The 26,847-nt window shown below is 54.9% G+C and carries 19 protein-coding genes; 11 read left to right on the forward strand and 8 right to left on the reverse strand.

All coding sequences use genetic code 11. The annotated features are described in order from the left end of the window. Positions 1 to 6: 6 nt before the first annotated feature. Genes OCV81_RS04670 through OCV81_RS04685 form a run of 4 tightly spaced genes read right to left on the reverse strand, consistent with a single transcriptional unit; the run spans position 7 to position 4,554 of the window. On the reverse strand, positions 7 to 882 hold the full coding sequence (locus OCV81_RS04670) for a DUF4422 domain-containing protein (protein ID WP_148328826.1): 876 nt from the start codon (positions 880 to 882) through the stop codon (positions 7 to 9). Between the two features lie 3 nt (positions 883 to 885). Next, a complete protein-coding gene (gene glf / locus OCV81_RS04675) occupies positions 886 to 2,013 on the reverse strand; it encodes a UDP-galactopyranose mutase (RefSeq protein ID WP_022353453.1) in 1,128 nt (375 codons plus the stop codon). After that, the gene (locus tag OCV81_RS04680; RefSeq protein WP_148328828.1) at positions 2,000 to 3,031 is read right to left on the reverse strand and encodes a glycosyltransferase family 2 protein; all 1,032 of its coding nucleotides are present in this window, start codon (positions 3,029 to 3,031) and stop codon (positions 2,000 to 2,002) included. Before OCV81_RS04680 ends, glf begins: the two co-directional genes overlap by 14 nt. Beyond that, positions 3,028 to 4,554 (reverse strand): MATE family efflux transporter, encoded by a 1,527-nt coding sequence (locus OCV81_RS04685; RefSeq protein WP_148328830.1) that lies wholly within the window; start codon positions 4,552 to 4,554, stop codon positions 3,028 to 3,030. Before OCV81_RS04685 ends, OCV81_RS04680 begins: the two co-directional genes overlap by 4 nt. A 290-nt stretch (positions 4,555 to 4,844) precedes the next feature. On the opposite strand from OCV81_RS04685, the gene OCV81_RS04690 reads away from it, so the two are divergent. After that, positions 4,845 to 6,350 carry a TrkH family potassium uptake protein gene (locus tag OCV81_RS04690; protein WP_148328832.1) on the forward strand — a complete coding sequence of 502 codons (1,506 nt, stop codon included), beginning with the start codon at positions 4,845 to 4,847 and terminating at the stop codon, positions 6,348 to 6,350. A 216-nt stretch (positions 6,351 to 6,566) separates the two neighbouring features. On the opposite strand, the gene OCV81_RS04695 is transcribed toward OCV81_RS04690, so the two are convergent. The 3 genes from OCV81_RS04695 to OCV81_RS04705 are packed head-to-tail and all read right to left on the reverse strand — an operon-like array spanning position 6,567 to position 13,063. Further along, on the reverse strand, positions 6,567 to 7,454 hold the full coding sequence (locus OCV81_RS04695; protein WP_148328834.1) for a carbon-nitrogen hydrolase: 888 nt from the start codon (positions 7,452 to 7,454) through the stop codon (positions 6,567 to 6,569). After that, positions 7,451 to 8,488 (reverse strand): agmatine deiminase family protein, encoded by a 1,038-nt coding sequence (locus OCV81_RS04700; RefSeq protein WP_148328836.1) that lies wholly within the window; start codon positions 8,486 to 8,488, stop codon positions 7,451 to 7,453. Before OCV81_RS04700 ends, OCV81_RS04695 begins: the two co-directional genes overlap by 4 nt. Positions 8,489 to 8,491: 3 nt before the next feature. Then, the gene (locus tag OCV81_RS04705) at positions 8,492 to 13,063 is read right to left on the reverse strand and encodes a translocation/assembly module TamB domain-containing protein (RefSeq protein ID WP_148328838.1); all 4,572 of its coding nucleotides are present in this window, start codon (positions 13,061 to 13,063) and stop codon (positions 8,492 to 8,494) included. 255 nt (positions 13,064 to 13,318) lie between these two features. On the opposite strand from OCV81_RS04705, the gene OCV81_RS04710 reads away from it, so the two are divergent. From OCV81_RS04710 to OCV81_RS04725, 4 genes are all read left to right on the forward strand, one after another. Then, complete coding sequence (locus OCV81_RS04710; protein ID WP_148328840.1) at positions 13,319 to 14,767, forward strand: Na+/H+ antiporter NhaC family protein; 1,449 nt, start codon at positions 13,319 to 13,321, stop codon at positions 14,765 to 14,767. A gap of 23 nt (positions 14,768 to 14,790) precedes the next feature. After that, positions 14,791 to 16,185 (forward strand): C1 family peptidase, encoded by a 1,395-nt coding sequence (locus tag OCV81_RS04715; protein WP_148328842.1) that lies wholly within the window; start codon positions 14,791 to 14,793, stop codon positions 16,183 to 16,185. A gap of 134 nt (positions 16,186 to 16,319) precedes the next feature. After that, positions 16,320 to 19,070: a SusC/RagA family TonB-linked outer membrane protein gene (locus OCV81_RS04720; protein ID WP_148328844.1), complete on the forward strand. Its 2,751-nt coding sequence runs from the start codon at positions 16,320 to 16,322 to the stop codon at positions 19,068 to 19,070. 10 nt (positions 19,071 to 19,080) lie between these two features. Next, the gene (locus tag OCV81_RS04725) at positions 19,081 to 20,712 is read left to right on the forward strand and encodes a RagB/SusD family nutrient uptake outer membrane protein (RefSeq protein WP_148328847.1); all 1,632 of its coding nucleotides are present in this window, start codon (positions 19,081 to 19,083) and stop codon (positions 20,710 to 20,712) included. A gap of 41 nt (positions 20,713 to 20,753) precedes the next feature. Here the strand turns inward: OCV81_RS04725 and OCV81_RS04730 are convergent, their stop codons facing one another. Beyond that, a complete protein-coding gene (locus tag OCV81_RS04730) occupies positions 20,754 to 20,885 on the reverse strand; it encodes a hypothetical protein (protein ID WP_262640124.1) in 132 nt (43 codons plus the stop codon). Here OCV81_RS04730 and OCV81_RS04735 point away from each other — a divergent pair. The 6 genes from OCV81_RS04735 to nqrF are packed head-to-tail and all read left to right on the forward strand — an operon-like array spanning position 20,884 to position 26,707. Then, positions 20,884 to 22,236, forward strand: coding sequence for a Na(+)-translocating NADH-quinone reductase subunit A (locus tag OCV81_RS04735; protein WP_148328849.1), 1,353 nt, complete (start codon positions 20,884 to 20,886; stop codon positions 22,234 to 22,236). The genes OCV81_RS04730 and OCV81_RS04735 overlap by 2 nt on opposite strands. A 25-nt stretch (positions 22,237 to 22,261) precedes the next feature. After that, the gene (locus tag OCV81_RS04740) at positions 22,262 to 23,425 is read left to right on the forward strand and encodes an NADH:ubiquinone reductase (Na(+)-transporting) subunit B (RefSeq protein WP_148328851.1); all 1,164 of its coding nucleotides are present in this window, start codon (positions 22,262 to 22,264) and stop codon (positions 23,423 to 23,425) included. Between the two features lie 14 nt (positions 23,426 to 23,439). Then, complete coding sequence (gene nqrC, locus OCV81_RS04745; RefSeq protein WP_148328853.1) at positions 23,440 to 24,120, forward strand: NADH:ubiquinone reductase (Na(+)-transporting) subunit C; 681 nt, start codon at positions 23,440 to 23,442, stop codon at positions 24,118 to 24,120. 18 nt (positions 24,121 to 24,138) lie between these two features. Further along, positions 24,139 to 24,777, forward strand: a complete 639-nt coding sequence (locus OCV81_RS04750) for an NADH:ubiquinone reductase (Na(+)-transporting) subunit D (RefSeq protein ID WP_018711169.1) — start codon at positions 24,139 to 24,141, stop codon at positions 24,775 to 24,777. Positions 24,778 to 24,796: 19 nt separating this feature from the next. Further along, positions 24,797 to 25,420 (forward strand): NADH:ubiquinone reductase (Na(+)-transporting) subunit E, encoded by a 624-nt coding sequence (gene nqrE, locus OCV81_RS04755; RefSeq protein ID WP_148328855.1) that lies wholly within the window; start codon positions 24,797 to 24,799, stop codon positions 25,418 to 25,420. Positions 25,421 to 25,438: 18 nt separating this feature from the next. Next, on the forward strand, positions 25,439 to 26,707 hold the full coding sequence (nqrF, locus tag OCV81_RS04760; RefSeq protein ID WP_022354362.1) for an NADH:ubiquinone reductase (Na(+)-transporting) subunit F: 1,269 nt from the start codon (positions 25,439 to 25,441) through the stop codon (positions 26,705 to 26,707). Positions 26,708 to 26,847 lie beyond the last annotated feature (140 nt).

Genomic DNA, 26,847 nt, shown 5'->3' on the forward strand with positions numbered 1-26,847 from the left:
AATGAGTTACAACTGTTTGTCGGCAATCAGCCGGCCCCAGTACTTGGGCGAGAAAGAGAACAGGAACGACAGGCCTTTCAGCAGGTTCCGGTACCTGTATTTGCCCAGCGGAAGGCTCAGGTCTTCGTCGGGCTGGTCGCAGAAGAACAGGAGGGGCACCTCGAAGGTCTTCAGGCCGCGGGCTCGCAGGTAGACATTGAGCAGGCGTTCGGCCATGAACCCGTAGATGCGTTTCTGGTAGGGCGAGTAATACTCGATGTGGGTTTCCTTTTCCACCTTCTCCAGGATGCCGAACAGCCACTGGCAGTAGCGGTCGAACTCGCTCCAGCCCATGATGAACATGTTGCAGGGACGGAGCTTGTGGGAGTAGTACATGACGTCGTCGAAGGCCTGGCTGAAAGAGGGGTCGCCGTCGCTCTTGACGAGGCGTTCGAGGGTGCGCAGGTCGTCGCTCACGTGGGTCACGCAGTAGTCGTTGAAGAGGGACAGCTGCAGCGTCATGGGCTTGGGCATGATGACACAGCCCTCTTCCAGCCGGGTAAGGATGTCGGCCGGGATGCGGATGTCCTTGCCCTCGCATTCGCCCGTGGGGAAGAGGGTGCAGGGAAAGCCTTTCCGGCCCTGGCGGTGGAAGTCGAAGTAGCGCCGGTAGTGGCAGAGCCCGATGTAGTCGATGCCCTTCAGGTTCTTCCAGGCCCAGTACAGGGCCGTGAGCTCGCAGTAGCTCGGGTTCTTGGCGCTGATGTGGTCGCCGCTGTCGTCGCCCTGGATGTGCAGGTCGCACGAAGCCAGTGCCTTGCCCACCTGGATGGGAAGGTAGTCCTTGTCTTTCAGGTAGATGTCGTCTTTATGGATGCACGTCAGGATTTTGATTGTCGCCATCTTTTACAGGTCTAGGTTTAATACTTTAGCGATGATGGGGGCCATGTCGTAGTATTTGTACTCGGCCAGCCGTCCGCCGAACAAGACCCGGCTCTCCTGGTCGGCCAGTTCCTTGTAGCGGCGGTAGAGGGCGTTGTTCTTCTCGTCGTTCACCGGATAGTAGGGCTCCATGCCGTCTTTCCACTCGGTGGAGTATTCCTTGGAGATGACCGTGCGGGGGCATTTCAGGAGCTCGTCGCCGAACAGTTCGAAATGCTTGTGCTCGATGATGCGGGTGTAGGGCACCTCCTTCTCGGTGTAGTTGACCACGGCATTTCCCTGGAGGTTGGGGCAGTCGTGGATTTCCTCTTCGAAGCGTACCGTGCGGTATTCCAGCTTGCCGAAGCGGTAGTGGTAGAACTCGTCAATCTTGCCGGTGAACACGATTTTCTCGGCGATGCCTTCCCAGTGTGCCCGGTCGGCAAAGAAATCGACGCCCGTGCGTACCTCCACGCCCTCCAGCAGTCCCTGGATGAGACGGTTGTATCCTCCCACGGGGATTCCCTGGTATTTGTCGTTGAAGTAATTGTTGTCGAAGACAAAGCGGACGGGCAGGCGGCGGATGATGAAGGCCGGGAGTTCGGTGCACTGCCGTCCCCACTGTTTCTCGGTGTAGCCCTTGATGAGTTTCTCGTAGATGTCCTTTCCGATGAGAAGGAGGGCCTGTTCTTCCAGGTTGCGCGGTTCGGTCACCCCGTCGTGCCGCATCTTCTGCAAGGCTTCCGCCTTCTGTTCCTCGATTTTGGCGCGGGCCGCTTCGGGCGTGGTGACCCCCCACATCTGGTAGAAGGTGTTCATGTTGAAGGGAAGGTTGTAGAGCTTTCCCCGGTAGTTGGCCACGGGACTGTTGGTGTAGCGGTTGAACTCCACGAAGGAGTTGACGAAGTTCCACACCTCCTTCTGGTTGGTATGGAAGATGTGTGCCCCGTACTTGTGGACGTGAATGCCTTCTATGTCCTCGCAGTAGATGTTTCCTCCCAGGTGGGGGCGTTTGTCGATGACCAGGCATTTCTTGCCTTGTTTCCGGGCCCTGTATGCAAAGGTGGCTCCAAAGAGGCCGGAGCCGACGATGAGATAATCATATTCTTTCATGATGTAACCATTTTGATAGTTTGATTCTGAAAAGGTCGAGTTGGAAAGCAAGCTGGATGTAGGCGGCGTGCTTGCACAGGAAAATCAGCTTCAGCACCCACACCCGTTTGGGCGGGAAGAACTGCGAGCAGAAATCGTTTTCGTGCAGCAGGGTGTAGCAGAGAAGCAGGAATTCGCGCTTCTCGGCCCGCGTGATACCTGCCGGCCAGGCTTTCTTGTAGTAGATTTCCACGGAGTCGTAGATGTGGAAGGCGTATTTCTGTCCCAGGTAGGCCACGTAGTCCGGGTTGTCGGAGATTTTCCGGGCGGCGTCGTAGAGCAGTCCGGCCACGTGCTTCCGCTCCTTGTGGGTGAGAATCCGTTTGGAAAGGCTCTGGTCGTTGGAGGTGGTGAGGTAGTGGTAGCCGTGGTAGGGAATGGTTCTGACGGAGGTGACGTGCTGGCAGTACTCCAGGTTGAAGAGCTCGTCTTCGTAGCTGTTGAGGGCCTCGCAGAAGGTGAGGTGGTACGTCTCCACGATGCGGCGCCGGAAGAGCTTGTTCCAGGGAACCCCCACGAGGTTCTTCTGGTAGAGGTAGACGAGGGCTTCGTCCATGCGCGTATAGTGGTGTGCGTGGGGCGTGACGAACGTGGTGTGTCCGTCGTATTCGATGGCGGCCCCAATCAGGTAGAGGTCGGTGTCCGGCGTGAGGTATGACTGGAACGTGGAAAGCAGGTCGTGCTCCATCCAGTCGTCGCTGTCGGCGAAGTAAATCCATTCGCCCTGGGCACGGCGGATACCGGCATTGCGGGCGGCGCTGACGCCACCGTTGGCCTGGTGGATGACCTGGATGCAGGGATGCTGGCTCGCATAGCGGTCGCAGATTTCCCCGGAGCTGTCCCGGCTTCCGTCGTCGACCAGAATCAGTTCGAAATCGCGGAAGTCCTGCCGGAGGATGCTGTCGAGGCATCGGCCGAGTTGCGGGGCCACGTTGTAGACGGGCACCACGATGGAAATGAGCGGGTGGGAGGTAGTCATCTTTTACGAAGGGTAGTGAGTTTGTTTTTTACCATGGTCTTTTCCTGCGGACTCAGTCCCAGCAGGTAGATGCAGCCCAGCAGGATGAGGGTGCTGGACGCGCAGACCAGCAGGAAGCCGATGAAGTTGTCGGGGGCCTGCCGGTAGACGAGCAGGGAGAGGCCCACGCTCAGGACGAAGACCGGCACAATCTTGCAGAGCACCTGCCGGACATAGGTGTCCATCGGCATCTGAATCAGGGGGAGGACAATCCGCAGGCGGGCATATTGTGCAATGATTTCCACGGTGATATGGACGAAGAACACGACCTCCGGCGGCAGGGTGGTGAACCGCAGCAGCAGGTAGGAGATGGGCACGATGAGCAGGAGGATGGTGCCTTCCACAATCTGGAATTTCTTGATCCGTCCCGTGGCGTGCACGGAGTTGATGATGGGGTTCGACAGGCAGAATAGGATGCTCGTGAAGAGAATCAGCCGGAGGAAGGACTTGGTGTGGTCCGGGAAACTGCCGAGCCACCAGGAGAGGACGGTGTCGGCTTCCAGGGAGAGCGGGATGCAGATGAGCAGCATCAGGTAGACGGAGTATTTGGAACTGGCCACCACGAGGCTGTGCATCCGTTCCAGGTGGTTGGCTGCGTAGCTCTTGGTGAGCTGCGGGTTGATGGCCATCTGGAAGTTGGTGCAGAAGTTGTTGGCGATGCTCTGCACCTGCACGGCGATGCCGCGGGCCGCGTTGACCACCGGGTTGAAGAAGATGTTCAGCAGGATGTTCAGTCCCTGCGTGTAGCCGAAAATGGCCAGGTTGCCGTTCATGGTCCAGCCCGCATAGCTGAAGATGTCCTTGAACAGTTTCCGGTCGGTCTGCCGGAGCTGGATGTCTTTCGTCTCTTCGAAGTGCCGTTTGCAGTAAAGAATGTAGAGGGTGAAATCGAATGCCTGGATGGTAAACATGTAGAGGGCATAGAAAATCAGCTTGTCGGCCGGGATGTAAATCAGCACGAACACGGCAATCAGTTTCAGGAGTGCATCACCCAGGGTGAGGTAGGCAAAGGCCGACATCTTTTCGTGGGCGATGATGGCCGCGTTGAAGGGCGTGCTCAGCAGGCTGCCCATGGAGGTGAGGATGGAGAGCTGGTAGACCCACATGGCGGCGTGTTCCCTGGCCGCGGGGATGTTCAGCTGCGTCAGCACGAACCACAGGCCGACGGTTTCTCCGATGAGGAACACCACCCCGGCAAACAGCACGTGAATGAGGACGATGTTCTGGAAAATGTTCTTCAGCTCCGGGAGATTGCCTTTTCCCAGGTAGAACGTGATGTAGCGGGAGGAGGCTCCTGCCAGCGAGTTGGTGAGAAAACCCAGGAAGGTGATGACACCTCCCACCACGTTGTTGATACCAAAGTCTTCTACGCCAAGGGTTTTCAGAATCATTCGGGAGGTATAGAGGCTGATGAGCACCAGTATACCCATGCGGACGTATAAAAGCACGGTGTTGTAGGCTATCCTTTTGTTTTCGTTTTGCATCAGGGGGAGAATGTAGGGTTTCGGGCACGCTTCGCGGTTACCTGTCACATGAAAACATGTGAGGTAAGCGCGGCAAATAAGGTTGCAAATATTTTGCAAAATTATTTCTTTTCCGTGAGACAGCCAAAAATAAGCCTCCGCAAAAAGAGGATTTTTGCAGACTTCGGAAGATTTCTGTAGATATTCTGTAGAGATAATGAAGGAAACGGGCAAATACTGCATTCCCTTCCGGATACTTGCGGTAATTGAAGAATTTTATGTAAGTTTGCAAGATAAACGCAAGAAGATACATGGAAGATTTTATATCGACGACGGTCAATGTGACGGCCAATAGAGGGAATAGCCTGATAAACAGGAAAATGATTCTCCGCATTCTGGGTGTGCTGCTTTTCATGGAGGCGATGATGTTTCTGGTGTGTGCCGGCGTGTCGCTGTGTTACGGAGAGAAGGACTACATTTATTTTATTTATACGACGCTGATCAATGTGGTGGTGGGCAGCCTGCTGCTCCTGCTGGGAAAGGGAGCGGAAAACCGGGTGACACGGCGCGACGGATATTGCATCGTGGCGTTCACGTGGCTGCTTTTCACGGGCTTCGGGATGCTGCCTTTCTACATCAGCGGGGGCATTCCCTCGGTGACGGACGCGTTCTTTGAGACGATGTCGGGCTTTACCACCACGGGGGCGACCATCCTGGACGACATCGAGTCGCTTTCGCACGGCATGCTGTTCTGGCGGAGTTTCTCGCAGTGGATCGGGGGACTGGGTATCGTGTTCTTCACGATTGCGGTACTGCCCATCTTCGGGGTGGGCAACCAGGTGCTTTTCTCGGCAGAGGCCACGGGGGTGACGCACGACAAGATTCACCCGAAAATCAGTATCATGGCCAAGTGGCTGTGGACGGTGTACCTGATTCTTACGGTGGTGGAAACGGTGCTGCTGCTGGTGGGCGGCATGGACCTGTTTGATGCCGTGTGTCATGCCTTCTCTACGACGGCCACGGGAGGATATTCCACCAAGCAGGCCAGCGTGGCTTACTGGAATTCACCTTTTATAGAATATGTGATTGCCATTTTCATGACGCTCTCGGGAGTGAACTTCTCGCTGTACTTCATGTGCATGACGGGACGCGTCAAGCATTTGTTCAAGGACGAGGAGTTCCGGCTGTACCTCATCTCCATCGGGGCGGTGACCTTGCTGATTACGGGGTCGCTCTACTGGCACAACCATTACGGACTGGAGGAGGCTTTCCGCAAATCGCTCTTCCAGGTGGCTTCCGTTCATACCTCGTGCGGGTTTGCCACGGACGACTACAACCTGTGGGCTCCGTTCACGTGGATGCTGCTGATGTATGCCATGGTGGCCGGCGGGTGTGCCGGTTCGACGGCCGGAGGTATCAAGATTGTGCGTCTGCTCGTGGTGTTGCGCAACGTGAAGAATGAGTTCCACCTGCTGATGCATCCCCGTGCCGTACTGCCGGTGAAGCTGAACCGGATGGCGGCTTCGCAGCGGACCATTGCCACGGTGATGACTTTCGTGCTGTTTTATTTCTTCTGCATTTTCGTGTGCTGGCTGCTGCTGATGTGCATGGGAGTGGGGCTGGAAGAGGCTTTCGGTCTGTCGGTGTCGAGCCTCGGCAACGTGGGACCGGGACTGGGTGCGTTCGGTCCGGCGTTCTCGTGGAGTGCGCTGCCGGATCTGGCGAAATGGCTGCTGTCGTTCATGATGCTGATCGGGCGTCTGGAACTGTTCGGCGTATTGCTGCTGCTGACTCCGAGTTTCTGGGAAAGACGTTAAGGGGAGGCTACGGCTGCAAAAGGCCGGATTTGAGCTTCATTCTGTACAATTATAAAAATAAATACTTGTCTGATGGTACGGATAAAAACCCCGATTTGGACGTATTTTTGAAAAACTGTCGTGAGGAGTGCGGTATCAGGCACTTTTTTCCGCATACAAGAAAAGGACCACTCCCCTTGGGGAATGATCCTTTTTTTATTTCGGTAAATCGGTCGGTCAGTCGATGAAGCGACGGGTGAGCTGTTCGAACTCGTCGATGCGGCGGTCGCGCAGGAAGGGCCACCAGCGGCGTACGTTCTCGCTGCGTTCCATGTCGATTTCCACCACGAGGTTCTCTTCTTTCAGGTTGCTGGCCTGGGCGAGGATTTCACCTTGCGGGCCGGCCACGAAACTGTTTCCCCAGAAGAGGATGCCGTTGGTCTGTCCGGACGGGTCGGGTTCCAGTCCCACACGGTTGACGGCGATGACGGGCAGTCCGTTGGCTACGGCATGGCCGCGCTGTACGGTGACCCAGGCACCGAGCTGGCGCATCTTCTCTTCCTGGGTGTCGCTGCTCTCCCAGCCGATGGCGGTCGGGTAAATCAGTAGTTCGGCCCCTTTCAGTGCCATGATGCGGGCTCCTTCAGGATACCACTGGTCCCAGCATACCTGCACGCCCAGTTTGCCGAGAGAGGTCTCGATGGGTTCGAAGCCCAGGTCGCCGGGAGTGAAGTAGAACTTCTCGTAGTAGGCGGGGTCGTCGGGGATGTGCATCTTGCGGTATTTGCCGGCGATGCTTCCGTCGGCATCAAAAACCACGGCGGTGTTGTGATACAGTCCGGCGGCACGGCGTTCGAACAGGGAGGTGACCAGCACGATGTGGTAGGCGGCGGCTATCTCACTGTAGAAGCCGGTGGAAGGACCGGGGATGGGCTCTGCCAGGTCGAACAGACCGGTGTCTTCCGTCTGACAGAAATAAGGTGTGTTATGCAGTTCCTGGAGTACAACCAGTTGCGCACCGGCCTGTGCCACGGAGGCAATGTTGCGGTGCAGCTTTTCGAGGTTCTGTTTGAGGTCGGCGGTACAGGACTGCTGTACGAGGCCGACGCGGATGGTTCGTTTCATGATTCTATGTCGTTTTTAACGGATTCGGGATATTGCATGGTGACGCAGTGGAGGGAGCCGTGCTGCTGGATGAGGGCCCGGCAGTCCACGCCCACGATTTCACGTCCGGGGAAGGCTTCGGCCAGCACCTGTGCGGCACGGGCATCGTTTGCCGGCTGGGCGTAGGTAGGGTAGAGCACGGCCTCGTTCATAATCAGGAAGTTGGCGTAGGTGGCCGGGAGCCGCTGTCCGTCTTCGTCGTAGATGGCTTCGGGCATCGGCAACGGCAGCAGGCGGTACGGGTCTCCTTCGAGGGTGCGGAAGGTCTTGAGCTGGTCTTCCATGGAACGGAGGGCGCCGTAGTGCTCGTCGTCCTTGTCCAGACACTGCACGTAGGTGATGGTATGGTCGGGGCAGAGGCGGGCCAGGGTGTCCACGTGGCTGTCGGTGTCGTCGCCGGCCAGGTAGCCGTAGTCGAGCCAGAGCACCTGCCGCAGGTTGAAGCGGTCTATCAGGTAGGCTTCGATGTCCTTTCGTGAGCGCGTGTCGTTGCGGTTGGGAGCCAGCAGGCAAGGCGAGGTGGTGAGCAGGGTGCCCTTTCCGTCGCTTTCGATGGAGCCCCCTTCGAGCACGAAGTCACGGCAGTTGATGTAGTCGCCGTTGAGCACGCCGCTCTTGAACACGCGGCTGTTGATGAGGTTGTCCTTGCAGGCGGCGAACTTCATGCCCCAGCCGTTGAAGCAGAAGTCGAGCAGCAGCGGGTCGGTGTGCCGTTCCAGCAGGGTGATGAAGCCGTGGTCGCGGGCCCAGGTGTCGTTGGTGGGACATTCCACGAAGGTAATCCGGTCGCGGTAGGGAAAGTCGGCCAGGGCTTTCGGAAATTCCGGTGCCACGAGCAGCAGCGGCTGGCGTTTGGCGATTTCAGTGGCCAGGCAGACAAAGCAGTCTTCCACTTCGTCGAGCATGTAGGCCCAGTCGGTGTCGGCATGGGGCCAGGTGAGCTGTATGTAGCTCTGCGGGTGCCATTCGGCAGGAAGGTAATACGTCTTTTCCATATTCTAATGTAATTGTTTTTCGTTGGAGGTTCTTTTCTTCTGTGCAGCCGGAAGGTCGGCGTCTTTCTGGACATATTTGTCGTTGTCGTCCTTCTCTTGCTTGCTGCTGCGCGCTTTCCGGCGGCGGAGGAACCAGTCGACCAGCTCTTTCCAGTTCATGAAGTCCTTCTTGTACATGATGCCGATACCCTGTGTGGTCAGGGTCGACTTGGTGAAGTAGCGGTCGTTGGTCTGGTTGTAGCCACGCAGGCGGAACTCCCCGTTCTTGGTGAGCAGCCAGATGGCCTCGAAGTCGCCCACGAAGTTGGTGTTGCGCAAGGTGTTCTCGCGGTATCCGAAGTTGCCGTTGATGATGAGCCGGTTGTTCAGCAGGCGGCCCGACAGGATGGCTTCGGCTTCCACGTCGCTCCAGCCTTTCTCACCCGTGGTGAGGTTGGTGCCCACGTTCCAGTTCTGGTTGTTGATGACCTGCGAGAGCATGTTGTTCAGCTGTCCGGACAGGGTGCTGAAGGCCAGCGAGCTGGTGGCATCGGTCTGCCCGGTGTTGTTGGCATAGTCGTAGGTGTAGAACTTGCCCACGCCCAGCAGGTAGATAATCTGGGTGTTCATCTGTTCCTCGGTGCTGGTGAGGCTGCGCACCAGTTCCCGGTCTTCGTCGCTCACGGTAGGCAGTTCCAGTCCGAAGCTGAGGTTCGGCGAGGTGAGGTTGCCTGTCAGGTTCAGCAGACAGTTCACCCGCACATTGCCGCGGGAAGAAGACGCATCGGCAATCAGGTCGTTGAGCGAGGCGGAGTTGACCGTATAGACGGCCTGCACGTTCAGGTTCGCTGCCCGCGGGTCGCCGTTGAACGACACCGTGCCGCCGGGCTGGAGGGTGAAATCCTTGCGGATGACGTTCTGCATGCTCATCTTGTAGATTCCCTCGGTGATGTGATAGTTGCCGAACATCTGGAACTCGCCCTGGTTGAAGAAATTGATGCGCAGGTTGCCGGTTCCGTAAGCCGATATGTAGTCGCCGGCCGTGGGGTCCATGATGATTTTCATGTTGGCCCGTTCGGCAGGTTCTATCTGCAGGTTGATATGGATGGCCGTCGGCGTGTCGTCTTCCTCTTCGTCCTCCAGGCGGTTGAGCGGGTGGTAGACCTCGGCCTTGACGGCAGCCTGCTGGCGGCGCGGGGTACGGTCGACGAAGGTCACGAAACCGGAGTTGGTGGCTTCGGCGGCAGTGCCCAGCACGTAGACAAAGGCCGTCTGGTTGTCGGCCCGTACTTCTCCGTCGACGTTCAGCTGCCCGTCGCCTCCCCGGAGCAGGACATCGCCCGTGGCATAGATGCGTCCGTAGAAGGGGAAGTCGGGAGTCTCGTGGTCGGTGTCGTACACCTTCATGCGGTCGGTCTGGAAGCGGAAACGGTAGCTCAGGTCCTTCAGCTTGGTGTGCCGCAGTTCCCCGTCGGCCTGTCCGGTATGTCCTTCAGGGTCCTGGAGGCGGACATTGGGGAAGCGGAACAAGCCGGACGAGATGTGTACGGAGTCGGCCGAGGCGATGAACGTCGTGTTCAGGATGTTGACCTTCGTGCGCATCTGTGCCCTGACTTCGCCTTCCAGGTCGAGCTGGGCGAAGGGGCCGAAGAGGTGCACGTCGCCGTAGGCTTTTCCGTTGACGTTGCTGAAAATATTTTCCACGAAGGGTTGCAGGAAGGCCAGGGGAGTACCTCCGGCCTTGATGTGGAGGTCGAGTCCTTTGAGCTTGGGCGATACGTAGCCCGTGACGCCCGTGGTGCAGTCCGCATCGCGCCGGATGTCCGCGTTCAGGCGGACACCCCCCAGTTCCTTGTCCCACGAGGCAAGGATGTCGGCACGGCCCAGCACCGCCTGGTTCAGCGAGAAGTCTTTCACGTCGAGCCGGGCCTCCATGACCGGGTCTTTGAGCAAGTGGAGCAGGCGGGCCTTTCCGCTGATGCCCCCGTCGAAGCGCACGGCATGAAACTGGATCATGTCCATGATGTAGAGCAGGTTGATGTTCTTCAGGTCTACCAGGCACGAGTCCGTGTCGGCCTTTCCCAGCCGCCCGTGGATTTTCAGGTGCTGGTCGCGGTGCTCGAACAGGAAGTTGTGTATCTCGATGCTGTCTTTGGCAATGTCTACGCTGGCCGGGTGGATGTGCCAGGTGGTATCGTTCAGGATAATCTGGCTGGGCTGGATGTCCACGCGGGTGTGCAGTCCTTTGTGGCGGGGGTCCTGACTGAAGGAAGCCACCGCATCAATCTTGCCGCTGTAGGTGAGCTGGGTGTTGTTGCCCCAGTAGAGCGTGCTGTGCAGCTTGTCGTCCTTGGCCCGGGTGAGGAGCGAGAGGTTGAACATGGCTCCCTTCTTCATCAGGGTACTGGCGCGCACCTGGAACTGGAGTTCCTCGGGATGCGTCTCACACAGCAGGGCCCCCGACTCATAGTGCTTGCCGTTGTAGCTGAACTGCGGGAGGTAGCCGTTGATGCGCATCTGCGAGAGGCTGTCGTTGAACTGGCCATTGAGGACGGCCGGCATCTGCAGGTCGAAAGGTACGTGGAGCACCTTCGACAGGAAGTCGCTGTTTTCCATGCGGAACTGGAAGCGGAACTGGTTGTTCGGTTCGGCGCCCTTCCGGCTTTTTGCTTCCGGGAACAGCGAAGGCAGGTGCTTGCGGATGACTTTCTCGATGCTTTTCAGCAAGGTGTGGTAGGCATATCTCCCCTGGATGCTCCCGTTCAGGAAAGGAGAGGTGATGCGTATTTCTTTCTCGGGCGAGTGTGCCTGCGGTTGCGTGGCGTTGATTTGCAGGTGAGGCAGGAAATAGTTGCCGGCCTCGTCGGGGGTGCGCACCTGCAGGCTGTCGAGGTGGATGCTTCCCCGCATGTCGTCGATGGAATGTCCGGAGAAGTCCGCCGTCAGGTTGAGCGAGAGGTCAGTATCTTCGTATTTTTTGGTAAGGTGCAGGGAGTACGGACGGAAGTCGCGCACTTTCACGCGCAGGTTGAAGTCGGGTACCGCCTGGCTGGTGACAAAGCTCCCGTCCATGGTGATTTTCCCGTTGTGGTCGTCGAGCGAGAGGTGTCCGTTGAACCCGCCCGGCTTGAAGTCGCCGTTCAGCGCGATGTGCTGATACTGGTAATGGTTGTACTCAAGAGACGAAATCTCTCCCTTGATGTGCGATTCCAGCTGGTTGTTGCGGTATTGCAGTCCCTTCAGCTCCAGGTCGAACGAGGTCTTCCCGAGTTCCTCCTTGGCCAGCAGTTTCCCCAGCTCGAACTCTTGGGTCGAGATGCGTCCCGAGTAGCTTTTCTGCAAGGTCAGCGTGTCGGTGTGCATGGTCACGTTGGCGTTGAGCTGTCCCGGACGGCTCTTGACGGTACCGTGGGCGGTGATGCGTGAGGGATAGCCCGACACGTCGCCCTGGAACTGGATGAATCCGAGGCGCTGGATGAGGTCGGGCAGGTTCGTTTCTGCCCCTTTCAGGTTGTGGAACAGCCAGGGAAGGGCTTTCTCGCTGACATCGGCCTGGGTGATTTCGCCGAAGAAATAAGGTGACTTGACAGACTGATTGGCGTCCATCATCCCCTGTGCGCGCAGAATCAGCTCCTTCTGGGGACTGGCCAGGTAGAAGTGGGTGCAGCGGAACTGCCGTCCCTTGCCGCGGAACGTCGCGTCGATGTGGATGGAGTCCTGGAAGTGCGTCAGTGCCGGGACGAAATACGACAGGTCGGCCGGTGTGACAGAGGCCCGCAGGTTGCCCATGTAGTTCACCGGATTCTCCGGCGACGTCAGCAGGTGCGGGTCCTTGAGATTGCCCGTAGCCGACAGCGTGTCGATGCACACGAAGGTAGACGGCAGGTGGAGAGTCAGCTCCTGCAGGTAGATGCCCTGCGGATTGGCCGTCACCTTGAGGGCAAACTTCTTCAGGCGGAAGCCGCTCTGTTCGTTGAAGCTCATGCGCCGGATTTGGGCGTTGAGCGAGTCTTTCTGCAAGGCCTTCAAGGAGAGGGTGGCCGAAAGCTCACTGATGCCGATGTGGCTGGAGTTGAATTTCCGGGGGGTGACCGCTTCCGAGAGGACATCGTAGTGCACCTGTCCGCGGCGAATCAGTACGGAGTTGATGCGCAGGTCGAGGGGGCTTTCCTGCTTCGTGCTGTCTTTGGAAGCAAAGGCGTCGATGAGAAACTGGCAGTTCAGCGGGGCATCCGGAGTGGGACGGCTCAGACGGGCGTCCAGACCGAACAGCTGGATGCTGCTGATGCGAATCTGCTTGCGGAAAAGCGAGGGAATGTCTATCTTGACGGAGAAACGCGAGATGCCCAGCAGGTCTTTTCCCTGCCGGTCCTTGATGCGCACGTTCTGGATGACCACGCGGTTCAACAAGCCCAGGTCGACGTTGCCGATGCGGACCTCGGCCTGCACCAGCCGGGAAAGCTCACGGGCCGCATACGTACTGACACGATGCTGCACCGCCGGAAGGCTGAACAGGGCAATCAGGCCGAAATAAAGAATCAGTGCGGAAATGACCGTGAGGCGTATGGCTTGTTTTATGCGCGTGAATCTACTCATCTATTTTTTCTGCAATTAGTAAACAAAAGTACAAATAACCGACGAAGAAAGTGGACATCGGAAAGGGTTATTAGCAGTTTTTAAGTTTTGCAGAAAGCTTTGTTTGTCTGTTTTTGCGGTAATAAAATTCTATTTTTATTCATTTTTACATTGAAAATGCAAATAAAAATAGAATTTATGCGGATATTTGAAAAAATATTCGGAAATTTGTGCCGTTTTTAGGAAACCATAGATTATTGAACATAGATTGACGAAATGACACAGAAACTGAAAATTCCTTCTCCGCTGGCTTCGTTGTTGCCGGTGCTGGTCCTGGTGGTCCTGCTTTTTTTTACCATTCGCCTGCTGGGAGCCGATGCGCTGGGCGGGGGCAGTCAGATTTGCCTGCTGCTGACGACGGCCTTGTGTGCCGCCATGGGCATGGGGCGTTACGGGGTGGCCTGGAGAGATATTGAGCATGCCATTGTGAACAACATTGCAGGGGTGAGTTCCGCCCTGATTATTCTACTGATTATCGGTGCGCTGTCGGCAGCCTGGATGCTGGGTGGCGTAGTACCTACGCTGATATATTACGGTGTACAGATTATCCATCCGAAATTTTTCCTGGTGTCGTGCTGTGCGATTTGTGCCGTGGTATCGGTCATGACCGGCAGCTCGTGGACCACGATAGCCACCATCGGCATTGCCCTGATGGGCATCGGCAAGGCACAGGGATTCGACGAGGGCTGGATTGCCGGAGCCATCGTGTCGGGAGCGTACTTCGGCGACAAGGTGTCTCCACTTTCGGACACGACCATCCTGGCTTCGTCGGTGACGGACACCCCGCTGTTCACGCACATCCGTTACATGATGTACACCACGGTGCCCTCCATCGTGATTGCCCTGGCGATTTTTACGGTGGCCGGTTTTTCGCACGAGGCCACGGACAGTTCGCAGATGGCGGTGTTTACCACCGGACTGGCCGAGCGTTTCCACATCACCTTCTGGGTCTTGCTGGTGCCGGTAGTGACGGGTATCCTGATTGCCCGGAAGGTGTCGTCCATCATCACGCTGTTTGTGTCGACGGCACTGGCTGTGGTTTGCATGCTGGTGTTTCAGACCGACGTGCTGCGGGAGGTGGCCGGCGAGGGAGTGTCTGGTGCCGAAGCGTTGTATAAAGGAGTGCTGCTGGCTTTGTCGGGCGGCACGTCTGTGCAGGCCTCCAGTCCGGAACTGACGGAACTGATTGCCACCCGCGGCATGGGCGGCATGATGGACACGGTGTGGCTGATTCTCTGTGCCATGTGCCTGGGCGGGGCGATGACGGCCTGCGGCATGCTGGGCAGCATTACGCGGATGTTCGTACACCTGACCCATAAGCTAGCGGGAACGGTGACGGCTACGGTGGCCTCCGGCCTGTTTCTGAACCTGGCCACGGCCGACCAGTATATTTCGATTATCCTCACCGGAAACATGTTTAAGGATATTTACCAGAAGAACGGATACGAGTCGCGTCTGCTGAGCCGTACGACGGAAGATGCCGTGACGGTGACCAGTCCGCTGATTCCCTGGAACACGTGCGGCATGACGCAGGCCACCATCTTGAGCGTGCCTACGCTGGTGTACCTGCCGTACTGCTTCTTCAACCTGCTCAGTCCGCTGATGAGCATCTTCGTGGCGTGCATCGGCTACAAGATTGTGCGTCCGGCCAAGCACAAGGAATGAACTCATTAAAACCATAAAATATAATGAACCAGAAACACGTAACATTGGCTGCCTGCCTGATGGCTTTCGGGCTGACATTGCAGGCACAGAATGGAGGCATCTCTCCGGAAATGCTGAAGGAAATTCAGCGCAGTTATCAGAATACAGCTGCCGACAAGGCGATTCGCAATGCCTTGGGCGGTACCAGCATCAAGCAACTGGCCCTGAACCAGGAAAACCAGCAGGCGGTGGACGCCGATTTCTCCATCAAGGTGGAGTCGAAGGGAATCACCGACCAGCAGTCGTCGGGCCGCTGCTGGCTGTTTACGGGACTGAACGTGATGCGGGCCAAGGCCATTGCCAAATACGACCTGCCGGGACTGGAGTTCTCGCAGGTATACTGTTTCTTCTGGGACCAGCTGGAGAAGTCCAACCTCTTCCTGCAGGGGGTGATTGAAACGGCGGGCAAGCCGATGAGCGACCAGACAGTGGAATGGCTGTTCAAGCATCCGCTGAGCGACGGAGGTACCTTTACGGGGGTGGCCGACATCGTGACGAAGTACGGACTGGTGCCCAAGGAGGCCATGCCGGAAACGTACAGCAGTGAGCATACGTCGTATATGTCGTCATTGATTGGACTGAAACTGAAGGAGTTCGGGCTGGAACTGAGAGACCTGTCGGCCAAAGGTGAAAAGACGGCAGTCATTGAGAAACGGAAGGAAGAGATGCTGGGTACGGTCTACCGGATGCTGGCACTGACCCTGGGCGTGCCGCCGACTTCGTTCGACTACGTGCGCAAGGACAGCAAGGGCAAGGTGGTGGAAACAGAGCATCACACACCGATGTCGTTCCTGGAGAAGTATGGCGACAAGAACCTGCTGACTAACTACGTGATGGTGATGAACGACCCGTCGCGCGAATACTATAAGTGCTACGAGATTGCCTACGACCGTCACTGCTACGACGGGAAGAACTGGACGTACGTGAACCTGCCGGTGGAGGAAATCAAGGAGATGGCCATCGCCTCACTGAAGGACAGCACCCGGATGTATTTCTCCAGCGACGTGACCCAGATGGACAGTAACCGCGGACTGCTGGACGTGCACAATTATGATTTCGATTCGCTGATGGGCACCACTTTCGGCATGGACAAGAAGCAGCGTATCCAGACTTTCGCCAGCATGTCGGCTCATGCCATGACGCTGATGGCTGTCGACCTCGACGAGCACGGAAAGCCGAAAAAATGGATGGTGGAAAACAGCTGGGGCCCTTCTGCCGGCTATCAGGGACACCTGATCATGACCGACGAATGGTTCAATGAATACATGTTCCGCCTGGTACTGGAAACTAAATACGTGCCGAAGAAAGTGCTCGACATTTTCAAGCAGAAGCCGATACAGCTTCCGGCATGGGATCCGATGTTTGCGGAAGAAAAATAAGCGAAGCGGGGGAAATAACCGTCCCCTGGCTTGTTTTATTGCGGAAAAAATCTTTTCTTTGTGAAAAGAGTCATTTTGACGGGGCGAGGAGATACCGGGTATCTTCGCGCCCTTTAACCTTAAATAAGTTTGCTATGAACGAGATACGACCAGTTTCCCGAGCATTGTGCAGTATGCTGTTCCTGGGATGTTTGTGGGGCGGTTTCCCTCTTTGCGTACAGGGACAGAACGGAGAAGACCTGCCGCCTGATTCCATTTATACCATTGGTTATGCCCGTGGAAGTCTGAAAAACATTTCCGGCTCGGTGGAGCAGATTACGGAGAAACAGATGAACCGGGAGCTGATTACCAACCCGCTGGAAGCCATTCAGGGACGAGTGCCCGGCCTTACCATCCTGAAGAGCAACAACGGGATGGCGGCGCTGGAGTCGGTGCGTCTGCGGGGAACGACTTCGCTGACCAGCGGCAATGACCCGCTGATTATCGTGGACGGGGTGTTGGGCGACCTGACGATGCTGGCTTCGGTCTATCCTGCCGACATCGAGACCTTTACCATCCTGAAGGATGCGTCGGAGACGGCGCAGTACGGTTCGCGTGGGGCTTCGGGCGTCATCAACATCGTCACCAAGAAGGGACTGGCGGGGAAGACGCGCGTCAACTACAACGGCAGCTTCGGAATCTCGCATGCCTACCGCAGACTGGATATGCTGTCGGGGGCGGAGTATCGCCGGCTGGCGGCGGAACACGGGTGGAGCATCCTCGACAAGGGGTATGATACGAACTTCCAGAAGGCCATCGAACAGACGGGTTTGCAGCAGAACCACAATATCGCATTTTATGGGGGAGGAGAAGCTTCCAATTACAGGGTGTCGCTGGGCTTCCAGAACCGGGAGGGAGTGATCCAGCACGAAGGCATGAAACTGTTTACGGCCAACATGAATATGTCGCAGAAGATGCTCGACGGACTGATTGACTGCGAGCTGGGGCTGTTCGGCTCCATGCGGCGCGACCGCACGTTGTTCGACCTGCAGAAGACATTCTATTCGGCGGCGGCTTTCAATCCTACCTTCCCTGATTTTCCCAACCCGGAGACAGGAGGATGGGACCAGATTACGACGGCCAGCCAGATTACGAATCCGCTGGCCTGGATGGACGTGGACAACCGGGAGGAGACTTCTTATTTCAGTGCCCATGCCCGCCTGACGTTCCATCTATGGAAGGATTTGAAGATGGTGCTGTTCGGCTCTTATACGTACAGCACGACGGAGAATGCACAGTTTCTGCCGACCACGGTGTGGGGCAACGGACAGGCTTACCGGGGCAACCGCAGGGCGGAGTCCATGCTGGGGAATGCCATGCTGACGTACCAGAAGAAGCTGGGAGCGCATTTCCTGGATGTGCTGGCCCTGGGGGAAGTGGAGAAAGACCGCTTTCAGGGATTTTATACGACCACGACCAATTTCTCATCGAATACGATGGGCTATCACAGCTTGCAGGCGGGGGCCCTGCGTCCCTGGGAGGGGACAGGCTCTTATTACGAAGAGCCGCATCTGGTGTCTTTCCTGGGACGGGTGAACTATACGTACGACGACCGCTATGTGCTGACGGCCAACTTGCGGACGGATGCTTCTTCCAAGTTCGGACGGAACCACAAATGGGGCGTGTTCCCGGCCGTGTCGGTGGCCTGGAACGTGACACAGGAGAAGTTCATGCGGCCGTATCGCTGGATAGACAACCTGAAGCTGAGGATGGGCTACGGACTGGCGGGCAACCAGGGAGGTATTGATTCGTACACCACCCTGTCACTGGTCCGGCCGAACGGGGTGACACCGGTGGGCAACTCGCCGATTGTGACGTATGAAAGCCTGAAGAATGTCAACCCGAACCTGAAATGGGAGGTGAAGTCGACCTTCAATGCGGGGGTGGACATGGGGTTCTACGGCAACCGCGTGCTGCTTTCGGTGAACTATTATCTTTCCAAAACCCGGGATATGCTGTATCAGTATGACGTGAGTGTGCCTCCCTTTGCCTACAACAAACTGCTGGCCAACCTGGGCTCCATGTGGAACAGCGGTACGGAGCTTTCCATCGGTCTGACTCCGCTGCGTACCAAGGATATGGAGCTGAATATCAACGCCAATGTGACGTTCCAGCGCAACAAGCTCCTGTCGCTGAGCGGAATCTATGAAGGGGAACAGGTCAGTGCAGCACAGTATACGGCATTGGCAGGACTCAACGGGGCCGGTCTGCACGGTGGGTACAACCAGATTGTGTATCAGATTGTGGGACAACCGCTGGGAGTTTTCTATTTGCCGCATTGCGAGGGACTTGTGCCGGACGGAAAGGGGGGATACACCTATCAGATTGCCGACCTGAACGGGGGAGGCGTGAACCTGGAGGACGGGGAAGACCGTTATGTGGCCGGACAGGCTACCCCCAAGACGCTGCTGGGTTCGAACATCAGTTTCCGGTACAAGCGTTTCGATGTGTCGCTGCAGATAAACGGGGCATTCGGGCACAAGATTTACAACGGAACGTCTCTGACGTATATGAACATGAACAGTCTGCCTGACTACAATGTGTTGGCGGAGGCTCCGGCACGGAACATACGCGACCTCACGGCTACGGACTACTGGCTGGAAAGCGGCAATTACGTGAACTTTGATTACCTCACCGTGGGATGGAACATTCCGCTCCGGAAAACGCGTTACCTGCACGGGGCCCGACTGGCGCTGACCGTCAACAACCTGGGAACCATTTCCGGATATTCGGGACTGACTCCGCTCATCAATTCCACGCTCGTGGACGAGACTTTCGGGGTGGACGACAAACGGACTTACCCGCTTTCAAGAACCTATATCATCAGTTTAAGTCTTAACTTCTAAACCGCTTGTTATGAAAAGAATATATGTTTTTATATCTGCCGCTTTCAGCCTCCTTGCCGGTGCTTCCTGCAGTGCTTATCTCGATGAAAGTCCCAAGGACCGGCTGGACGAGGAAACGGCCTATTCCACGCTGTCGGACGTGCAGCGCAACGGGGTGCTTTCGCTGTACAACTACGTGGGAGGCTATGTCGACAGTCAGGGACTGCAAGGCACCGGGCGGGGCATATACGACCTGAATACCTTCACCACCGACGAGGCGATGATGCCTACCCGCGGAGGCGACTGGTATGACGGGGGATTCTGGCAGGGTTTGTACCTGCATCGCTGGGGAGTGAACAACGAGGCCATTTATGCCACTTGGGAATACCTGTACCGCACGGTGATTCTGTGCAACGGCTCGCTGGAGAAAATCCAGGCTTTTTCGGCGGCGCATCCCACGGAAGAGGTGGCTCCTTTGGTGGCCGAAGTGCGGGCCTTGCGGGCGATGTTTTATTATTATATCATGGACCTTTTCGGCAGTGTGCCTCTCATTGAGAAGAGCAGTCCGGCACTTGAAGAGATTGTTCAGGAAAAACGGTCTAAGGTGTTCTATTTCATCGTGAAAGAACTGATGGATTCCGAACCTTTCCTGAGCTTGGAACGGAGCAATCAGCCGGGAGTCTATTATGGAAGGGTGACCCGTCCGGTGGTCTGGTTCCTGTTGGCCAAGCTGGCCCTGAATGCCGAAGTCTATGCCGACGACGACTGGACCGACGGAAGCCGTCCGGACGGGAAATCGCTCTTTTTCGAAGTGGACGGACAGTCGTTGAATGCCTGGCAGACGGTGTGCCGTTATGGGGAGAAACTGGCGGCTGCCGGATACAGCCTGGAAGAAGACTATACGGCCAATTTTGCGGTCTTCAACGAGTCTTCGAAAGAGAATATCTTTGTGATTCCCATGGACAAGACACTGTATGCCAACCAGTTTATCTACCTGTTCCGCTCGCGCCACTACAACCATGCCAAAGCTTACGGACTGGGAGGGGAAAACGGAGCGTCGGCCACAAAGGAAGTGCTGGAAGCTTTCGGCTACGACACGCCGCAGGTGGATGCCCGATTTGACTATTGCTATTTTGCCGGTCCGGTGAACGACCTGGAAGGCCGTCAGGTGATGCTCGACGACGGAGTGACCCCGCTGGTGTATGAGCCGTGGAAGGTAGCCCTCGACGTATCGGGACAGCCCTGGGAAAAGACCGCCGGAGCCCGGATGAAGAAATACGAGGTCGACCCGACGGCCCTCAAAGACGGGAAACTGCTGGACAATGACATCGTGCTCTTCCGCTATGCCGACATGCTGCTCATGCAGAGCGAGGCCAAGGTGCGCAACGGAGAGAACGGCGATGCCGAGCTGAACCGGGTGAGAAGCCGGGTGGGGATGCCTCCGCAGACAGCCACCCTCGACTGTCTGCTGGAAGAACGCATGAGGGAGCTGGCCTGGGAAGGATGGAGGCGGCAAGACCTCATCCGCTTCGGCCGTTTTACCCGTGCCTACAGCGACCGTCCGCAGCTTCCCGGGGAAGAAAACGGGTATACGACGGTATTTCCCATCCCCGAAAAGGTGGTCGGCATGAATCCCAATTTATATCAGCATAAGGGATATTAAGGAAATTTTTGCTTTCTCCAGGTGACAGAATCGCTGTTTTGTCATGTAGATTTTACATTTGCCCGCGATATAAAGAAATATTTCTCTAATTCGATGGGCAAATGTTCTTTTTTCACTTCTTTTTTCTTTAATTTTGCACGCAAAATAGAAAACCATTTTTTATAACCTAACATGGCAAATTTAATTAAATTGCGTAAAGGCTTAGACATAAACCTGAAAGGCAAGGCTGCTGCACAAGTGGTGGCTGTAAAGGAGCCGGGATTCTATTCACTGTGTCCCGATGATTTTACAGGCGTGACTCCGAAGGTAGTCGTGAAGGAACAGGAATATGTCATGGCCGGAGGACCCTTGTTTGTAGACAAGAATCATCCTGAAGTGAAATTTGTTTCGCCGGTAAGTGGCGTAGTAACAAGCGTGGAACGTGGAGCAAGACGTAAGGTGATGAGCATTACCGTACAGGCTGCTGCGGAACAGGACTTCGAAGAATTCGGCAAGAAGAGCGTAGCTTCTCTCGACGGGGCTGCCGTAAAGGACGTGTTGCTGAATGCCGGTCTGTTCGCCTTTGTCCGTCAGCGTCCGTATGACGTAGTGGCCGATCCGACTGTAGCACCTCGTGCTATCTTCGTTTCTGCATTCGACACGAACCCGCTGGCTCCAGAATTTGAACTGGCGCTTTCTGGCGAAGAAGCGAATTTCCAGACTGGACTGGATGCGTTGGCTAAGATGGCCAAGACATACCTGAGTATCAGTGTGAACCAGAAGTCACCTGCTTTGACGCAGGCAAAGAATGTGGAAGTCAATGTGTTTGACGGACCTCATCCGGCAGGTAACGTCGGCGTGCAGATTAACCACATTGCTCCGGTAAACAAGGGTGAAACAGTATGGACTATTGATCCGCAGGCTGTCATCTTTATTGGCCGGCTGTTCAATACGGGACGTGTAGACTTTACCCGTACTGTGGCAGTGACTGGTTCGGAAGTGTTGAAACCTGCTTACGTGAAGCTGAAAGTAGGTGCCCTGCTGACAGGTGTATTTGCCAACAATGTAACTACGGACAAGGCTTTGCGTTATATCAGCGGTAACGTATTGACCGGAAAGCAGATTACTGCCAACGGTTATCTGGGAGCCTTCCACAGCCAGTTGACCGTGATTCCGGAAGGAAGCGACGTACACGAAATGCTGGGTTGGATCATGCCGCGTCTGAACGATTTCAGTACCAGCCATTCTTATTTCAGCTGGATGATGGGCAAGAAGAAAGAATATGTGTTGGATGCACGTGTGAAGGGTGGTGAACGCCACATGATCATGTCGAACGAATACGACCACGTACTTCCGATGGATATCCTGCCGGAATACCTGATCAAGGCCATCATTGCGGGCGACATCGACCGTATGGAAGCACTAGGTATTTACGAGGTAGCTCCGGAAGACTTTGCCTTGTGTGAATTTGTCTGCTCTTCAAAGATGGAACTGCAGCGTATTGTTCGCGACGGACTCGACATGCTCCGCCGTGAAATGTGTTAATGCTAACTAAAACGATTATTAATAAATGAACGCGTTAAGAAATTATCTCGATAAGATAAAGCCTAACTTTGAAGAGGGAGGCAAATTTCATGCTTTTCGTTCTGTGTTCGACGGGTTTGAAACATTCCTGTTTGTTCCGAACACTACTTCGAAGACAGGTACGCACATCCACGATGCGATAGACAGCAAACGTATCATGTCGTTCGTGGTGATTGCGCTGATACCGGCCCTGCTGTTCGGTATGTATAATGTGGGTTACCAGCATTTCCATGCTACGAATGTAGAAGGTAGCTTCATCGAAATGTTCGGTTACGGTTTCCTGGCTGTACTGCCGAAAATCATTGTATCCTACGTGGTAGGTCTGGGTATCGAATTTGTGGTAGCCCAGTGGAAGAAGGAAGAAATTCAGGAAGGTTTCCTGGTTTCCGGTATGTTGATTCCGATGATTGTGCCGGTTGAGTGTCCGTTGTGGATGCTGGCCGTGGCTACTGCTTTCTCTGTAATCTTTGCCAAGGAAGTGTTCGGTGGTACAGGTATGAATATCTTCAATCCGGCGTTGATTACTCGTGCCTTCCTGTTCTTTGCTTATCCGACCAAGATGTCCGGTGATACGGTATGGGTGTCCGGTGACAGCATTTTCGGTTTGGGCAAGACTGTGGACGGGTTGACAGCCGCTACTCCGTTAGGTGTGGCAAAGGTTGCCGAGTGCCCTGCTTTCTCGTGGGATATGGTGACCGGTCTGATTCCGGGCTCTATCGGCGAGACGAGCGTAATTGCCATTGCTATCGGTGCCGTTATCCTGTTATGGTCGGGCGTGGCAAGCTGGAGAACGATGCTGTCAGTATTCGTTGGTGGTGCCGTGATGGGTTGGGTGTTCAACCAATGGGGACCGGATACCGCAGTGGCTCACATGCCTTGGTATGAACATCTGTGCCTGGGTGGTTTTTGTTTTGGTGCCGTGTTCATGGCGACCGACCCTGTCACTTCTTCACGTACGGAGAACGGTAAATACGTTTATGGATTCCTGATCGGTGCCATGGCCATCATCATCCGTGTGCTCAATCCGGGTTATCCCGAAGGCATGATGCTGGCTATCCTGCTGATGAATATCTTTGCACCGCTGATTGACTATGTGGTAGTGCAGAACAATATTTCGCGTCGTGCAAAACGTGCTATGTCTAACAAATAAAAACCGAAAATACAATGAATACCAATAGTAACTCTTATACTATCATTTATGCTTCGGTAATGGTTGTTATCGTAGCATTCTTGCTGGCTTTCGTCAACTCTTCTTTGCGCGACCTGCAAGGAAAAAATGTAGAGTTGGATACGAAAAAACAGATTCTTTCGGCTTTGGGTATCCGTGAAGTGGAAGATGCGGAAGCCAAATTTGCCGAAGTGGTGAAAGAAGACATGCTGGTGGCTGAAGACGGTTCGCTGAAGCCATACGAAGGCAGCTTCGTTACCGGATATGAGAAAGCATATAAGGAAAAGGGAGAAGCCCATCTTTTCGTCTGCGAGATAGACGGACAGAAGAAGTATGTTATACCCGTTTATGGTACGGGATTGTGGGGTGCCATCTGGGGCTATGTAGCCTTGAACGAGGATAAGAACACCGTGTATGGCACTTATTTCTCACATGCATCAGAAACTCCGGGCCTGGGTGCGGAAATCGCTACCGAACATTTCCAGAATGAGTTCAAGGACAAGAACGTGCTGGACGGAGATGCCATCGGACTGGATGTCGTAAAGAACGGGAAGATTGACAAGCCTGAGTTCCAGGTGGACGGTATTTCCGGAGGTACGATTACTTCAGTGGCCGTAGGACAGATGCTGAAGAACTGCATGGGAAACTATACCAAGTTTTTAACCGCTAAAGAATAATAGGAGGGGAAATATAATATGGGAAATTTATTTTCAGCCAAGAATAGAGAAGTGTTCTCCACCCCGATTAGCATGAACAATCCGGTCACCGTACAGGTGTTGGGTATTTGTTCGGCACTTGCCGTTACTTCCAAACTGGAACCGGCCATCGTGATGGGACTTTCGGTAACCATTATCACCGCATTCTCGAATGTGGTCATCTCATTAATCCGCAAGACAATTCCGAACCGTATCCGTATTATCGTACAGTTGGTGGTCGTTGCTGCGTTAGTGACTATCGTAAGCGAACTGCTGAAGGCTTTTGCCTACGACGTAAGTGTCCAGCTTTCAGTATATGTAGGTCTGATTATCACCAACTGTATCCTGATGGGACGTCTGGAAGCGTTTGCGATGGCAAACGGCCCGTGGGAATCTTGTCTTGACGGTCTGGGCAACGGACTGGGCTATGCCAAGATTCTGGTCATCGTGGCTTTCATCCGTGAGCTTCTGGGCTCAGGTACGTTGCTGGGTTTCAATGTCCTGAACCATGCAGCTATCCAGGAGTTCGGCTATGTGAACAACGGCTTGATGCTGATGCCGCCGATGGCGTTGATTATCGTGGCTTGCCTGATATGGTACCAGCGTGCGAAGCATCCTGAATTACAAGATAAGGAATAACAAGTAAAGGAAAGACATTATGGAACATTTTTTCAGTTTATTGGTCCGCTCCATCTTTGTGGACAATATGATATTCGCGTTCTTCCTGGGTATGTGTTCATACCTGGCGGTATCGAAGAATGTGAAAACAGCTGTCGGTCTGGGCATTGCTGTAACTTTCGTGCTGGTGGTGACTTTGCCGGTCAACTATTTGCTCCAGACGAAGGTACTGGCTGCCGACGGTATTTTGGGCATTGACCTCAGCTTCTTGAGCTTCATCCTCTTCATTGCCGTTATCGCGGCCATTACACAGTTGGTGGAAATGATTGTGGAGCGTTTCAGCCCTTCGCTGTATGCTTCGCTGGGTATCTTCCTGCCGTTGATTGCCGTGAACTGCGCCATCATGGGTGCCTCTCTGTTCATGCAGCAGCGCATCAACCTGACTCCTTCCGACCCGAAGTTCATCGGTGGCATCGGTGATGCTGTCTCTTACGCACTGGGTTCAGGTATCGGCTGGATGCTGGCCATCGTCGGTCTGGCTGCCATCCGTGAGAAAATGGCTTACTCTGACGTACCTGCTCCGCTGAGAGGACTGGGTATCACTTTCATCACTGTAGGTCTGATGGCAATGGCATTTATGTGTTTCTCTGGTTTGAACATCTAATAGGAAAGGAATAAGACAATGGATATGAATTTTATTTTAGCGAGCATTGGAGTATTCCTGGTGACTATTCTGGTGCTGGTAGTCATCCTGCTGGTAGCGAAGAATTTCCTTGTGGCTTCCGGCAACGTGAAACTGACTATCAACGGCGACAAGGAAATGGAAGTAGAATCCGGCTCTACGTTGCTGAACACATTGGCCGTTAACGGCGTATTCTTGCCTTCAGCTTGTGGTGGTAAGGGTTCTTGCGGACAGTGCAAGTGTCAGGTGATTGAAGGAGGCGGCGAAATCCTGCCTTCTGAAGTGAGCCACTTCAGCCGCAAGCAGCAGAAAGACCACTGGCGTCTGGGTTGCCAGGTGAAGGTGAAAGGTGACCTGTCTATCAAGGTGCCTGAATCTGTAATGGGTGTAAAGGAATACGAATGTACGGTTATCTCCAACAAGAACGTGGCTACTTTCATCAAGGAATTCAAGGTGCAGTTGCCTAAGGGTGCCCACATGGACTTCATCCCGGGTTCTTACGCACAGATCAAGATTCCTAAATATGAAATGGACTACAACAAGGATATCGATAAAGACCTTATCGGTAAGGAATACCTGCCTGCATGGGAAAAGTTCGGTTTGTTTAACCTGAAGTGTAAAAACGAAGAAGAAACCATCCGTGCTTACTCTATGGCCAACTATCCGGCTGAAGGCGACGTATTCATGCTGACCGTACGTATCGCTACTCCGCCGTTCAAACCCGACCGCAGCGGTTTCATGGATGTGATGCCGGGTATCGCTTCTTCTTACATCTTTACCCTGAAACCGGGTGACAAGGTGCTGATGAGTGGTCCTTACGGAGACTTCCATCCGATTTTCAACTCAAAGAAGGAAATGATCTGGGTCGGTGGTGGCGCCGGTATGGCTCCGCTGCGTGCACAGATTATGCACATGACTCGTACGTTGAACACAAGAGACCGCGAACTGCACTACTTCTACGGTGCCCGTGCGTTGAACGAAGTGTTCTACCTGCAAGACTTCCTGCAGCTGGAAAAAGACTTCTCGAACTTCCACTTCCACTTGGCACTCGACCGTCCGGATCCGGCAGCCGATGCAGCGGGCGTGAAGTACACTCCGGGATTTGTTCATCAGGTAATGTACAACACTTACCTGAAAGACCACGAAGCTCCGGAAGACATCGAATACTACATGTGTGGTCCTGGTCCGATGTCAAAAGCTGTGGTTAACATGCTGGATAGCCTGGGCGTTGAAAGCTCTTCTATCATGTATGATAACTTCGGTGGATAATCAAGAAATTATAAGTCTTGAAATAAAGAAAAGCCTCTGCACAGCGCAGGGGCTTTTTTTATGCCATAAAGACTCTTCGTCGGTTGTCGCGTGAGCATACGGACAGGAGGGGCTGGCAGAAGTTCGCATTTGGATAAAGA

It is taken from the genome of Phocaeicola fibrisolvens (assembly GCF_025567125.1).
Taxonomy (GTDB): domain Bacteria; phylum Bacteroidota; class Bacteroidia; order Bacteroidales; family Bacteroidaceae; genus Phocaeicola; species Phocaeicola fibrisolvens.

What these genes read in the sequence shown, in the direction of transcription:
- OCV81_RS04735 (WP_148328849.1), top strand. Translation starts at nt 20,884, where the DNA reads ATGGCAAATTTAATTAAATTGCGTAAAGGCTTAGACATAAACCTGAAA.
- nqrC (WP_148328853.1), top strand. Translation starts at nt 23,440, where the DNA reads ATGAATACCAATAGTAACTCTTATACTATCATTTATGCTTCGGTAATG.
- OCV81_RS04750 (WP_018711169.1), top strand. Translation starts at nt 24,139, where the DNA reads ATGGGAAATTTATTTTCAGCCAAGAATAGAGAAGTGTTCTCCACCCCG.
- OCV81_RS04700 (WP_148328836.1), bottom strand. Translation starts at nt 8,488, where the DNA reads ATGGAAAAGACGTATTACCTTCCTGCCGAATGGCACCCGCAGAGCTAC.
- OCV81_RS04730 (WP_262640124.1), bottom strand. Translation starts at nt 20,885, where the DNA reads ATGTTAGGTTATAAAAAATGGTTTTCTATTTTGCGTGCAAAATTAAAG.
- glf (WP_022353453.1), bottom strand. Translation starts at nt 2,013, where the DNA reads ATGAAAGAATATGATTATCTCATCGTCGGCTCCGGCCTCTTTGGAGCC.
- OCV81_RS04695 (WP_148328834.1), bottom strand. Translation starts at nt 7,454, where the DNA reads ATGAAACGAACCATCCGCGTCGGCCTCGTACAGCAGTCCTGTACCGCC.
- OCV81_RS04680 (WP_148328828.1), bottom strand. Translation starts at nt 3,031, where the DNA reads ATGACTACCTCCCACCCGCTCATTTCCATCGTGGTGCCCGTCTACAAC.
- OCV81_RS04720 (WP_148328844.1), top strand. Translation starts at nt 16,320, where the DNA reads ATGAACGAGATACGACCAGTTTCCCGAGCATTGTGCAGTATGCTGTTC.
- OCV81_RS04670 (WP_148328826.1), bottom strand. Translation starts at nt 882, where the DNA reads ATGGCGACAATCAAAATCCTGACGTGCATCCATAAAGACGACATCTAC.
- OCV81_RS04705 (WP_148328838.1), bottom strand. Translation starts at nt 13,063, where the DNA reads ATGAGTAGATTCACGCGCATAAAACAAGCCATACGCCTCACGGTCATT.
- OCV81_RS04685 (WP_148328830.1), bottom strand. Translation starts at nt 4,554, where the DNA reads ATGCAAAACGAAAACAAAAGGATAGCCTACAACACCGTGCTTTTATAC.
- nqrF (WP_022354362.1), top strand. Translation starts at nt 25,439, where the DNA reads ATGGATATGAATTTTATTTTAGCGAGCATTGGAGTATTCCTGGTGACT.
- OCV81_RS04690 (WP_148328832.1), top strand. Translation starts at nt 4,845, where the DNA reads ATGGAAGATTTTATATCGACGACGGTCAATGTGACGGCCAATAGAGGG.
- OCV81_RS04740 (WP_148328851.1), top strand. Translation starts at nt 22,262, where the DNA reads ATGAACGCGTTAAGAAATTATCTCGATAAGATAAAGCCTAACTTTGAA.
- OCV81_RS04710 (WP_148328840.1), top strand. Translation starts at nt 13,319, where the DNA reads ATGACACAGAAACTGAAAATTCCTTCTCCGCTGGCTTCGTTGTTGCCG.
- OCV81_RS04725 (WP_148328847.1), top strand. Translation starts at nt 19,081, where the DNA reads ATGAAAAGAATATATGTTTTTATATCTGCCGCTTTCAGCCTCCTTGCC.
- nqrE (WP_148328855.1), top strand. Translation starts at nt 24,797, where the DNA reads ATGGAACATTTTTTCAGTTTATTGGTCCGCTCCATCTTTGTGGACAAT.
- OCV81_RS04715 (WP_148328842.1), top strand. Translation starts at nt 14,791, where the DNA reads ATGAACCAGAAACACGTAACATTGGCTGCCTGCCTGATGGCTTTCGGG.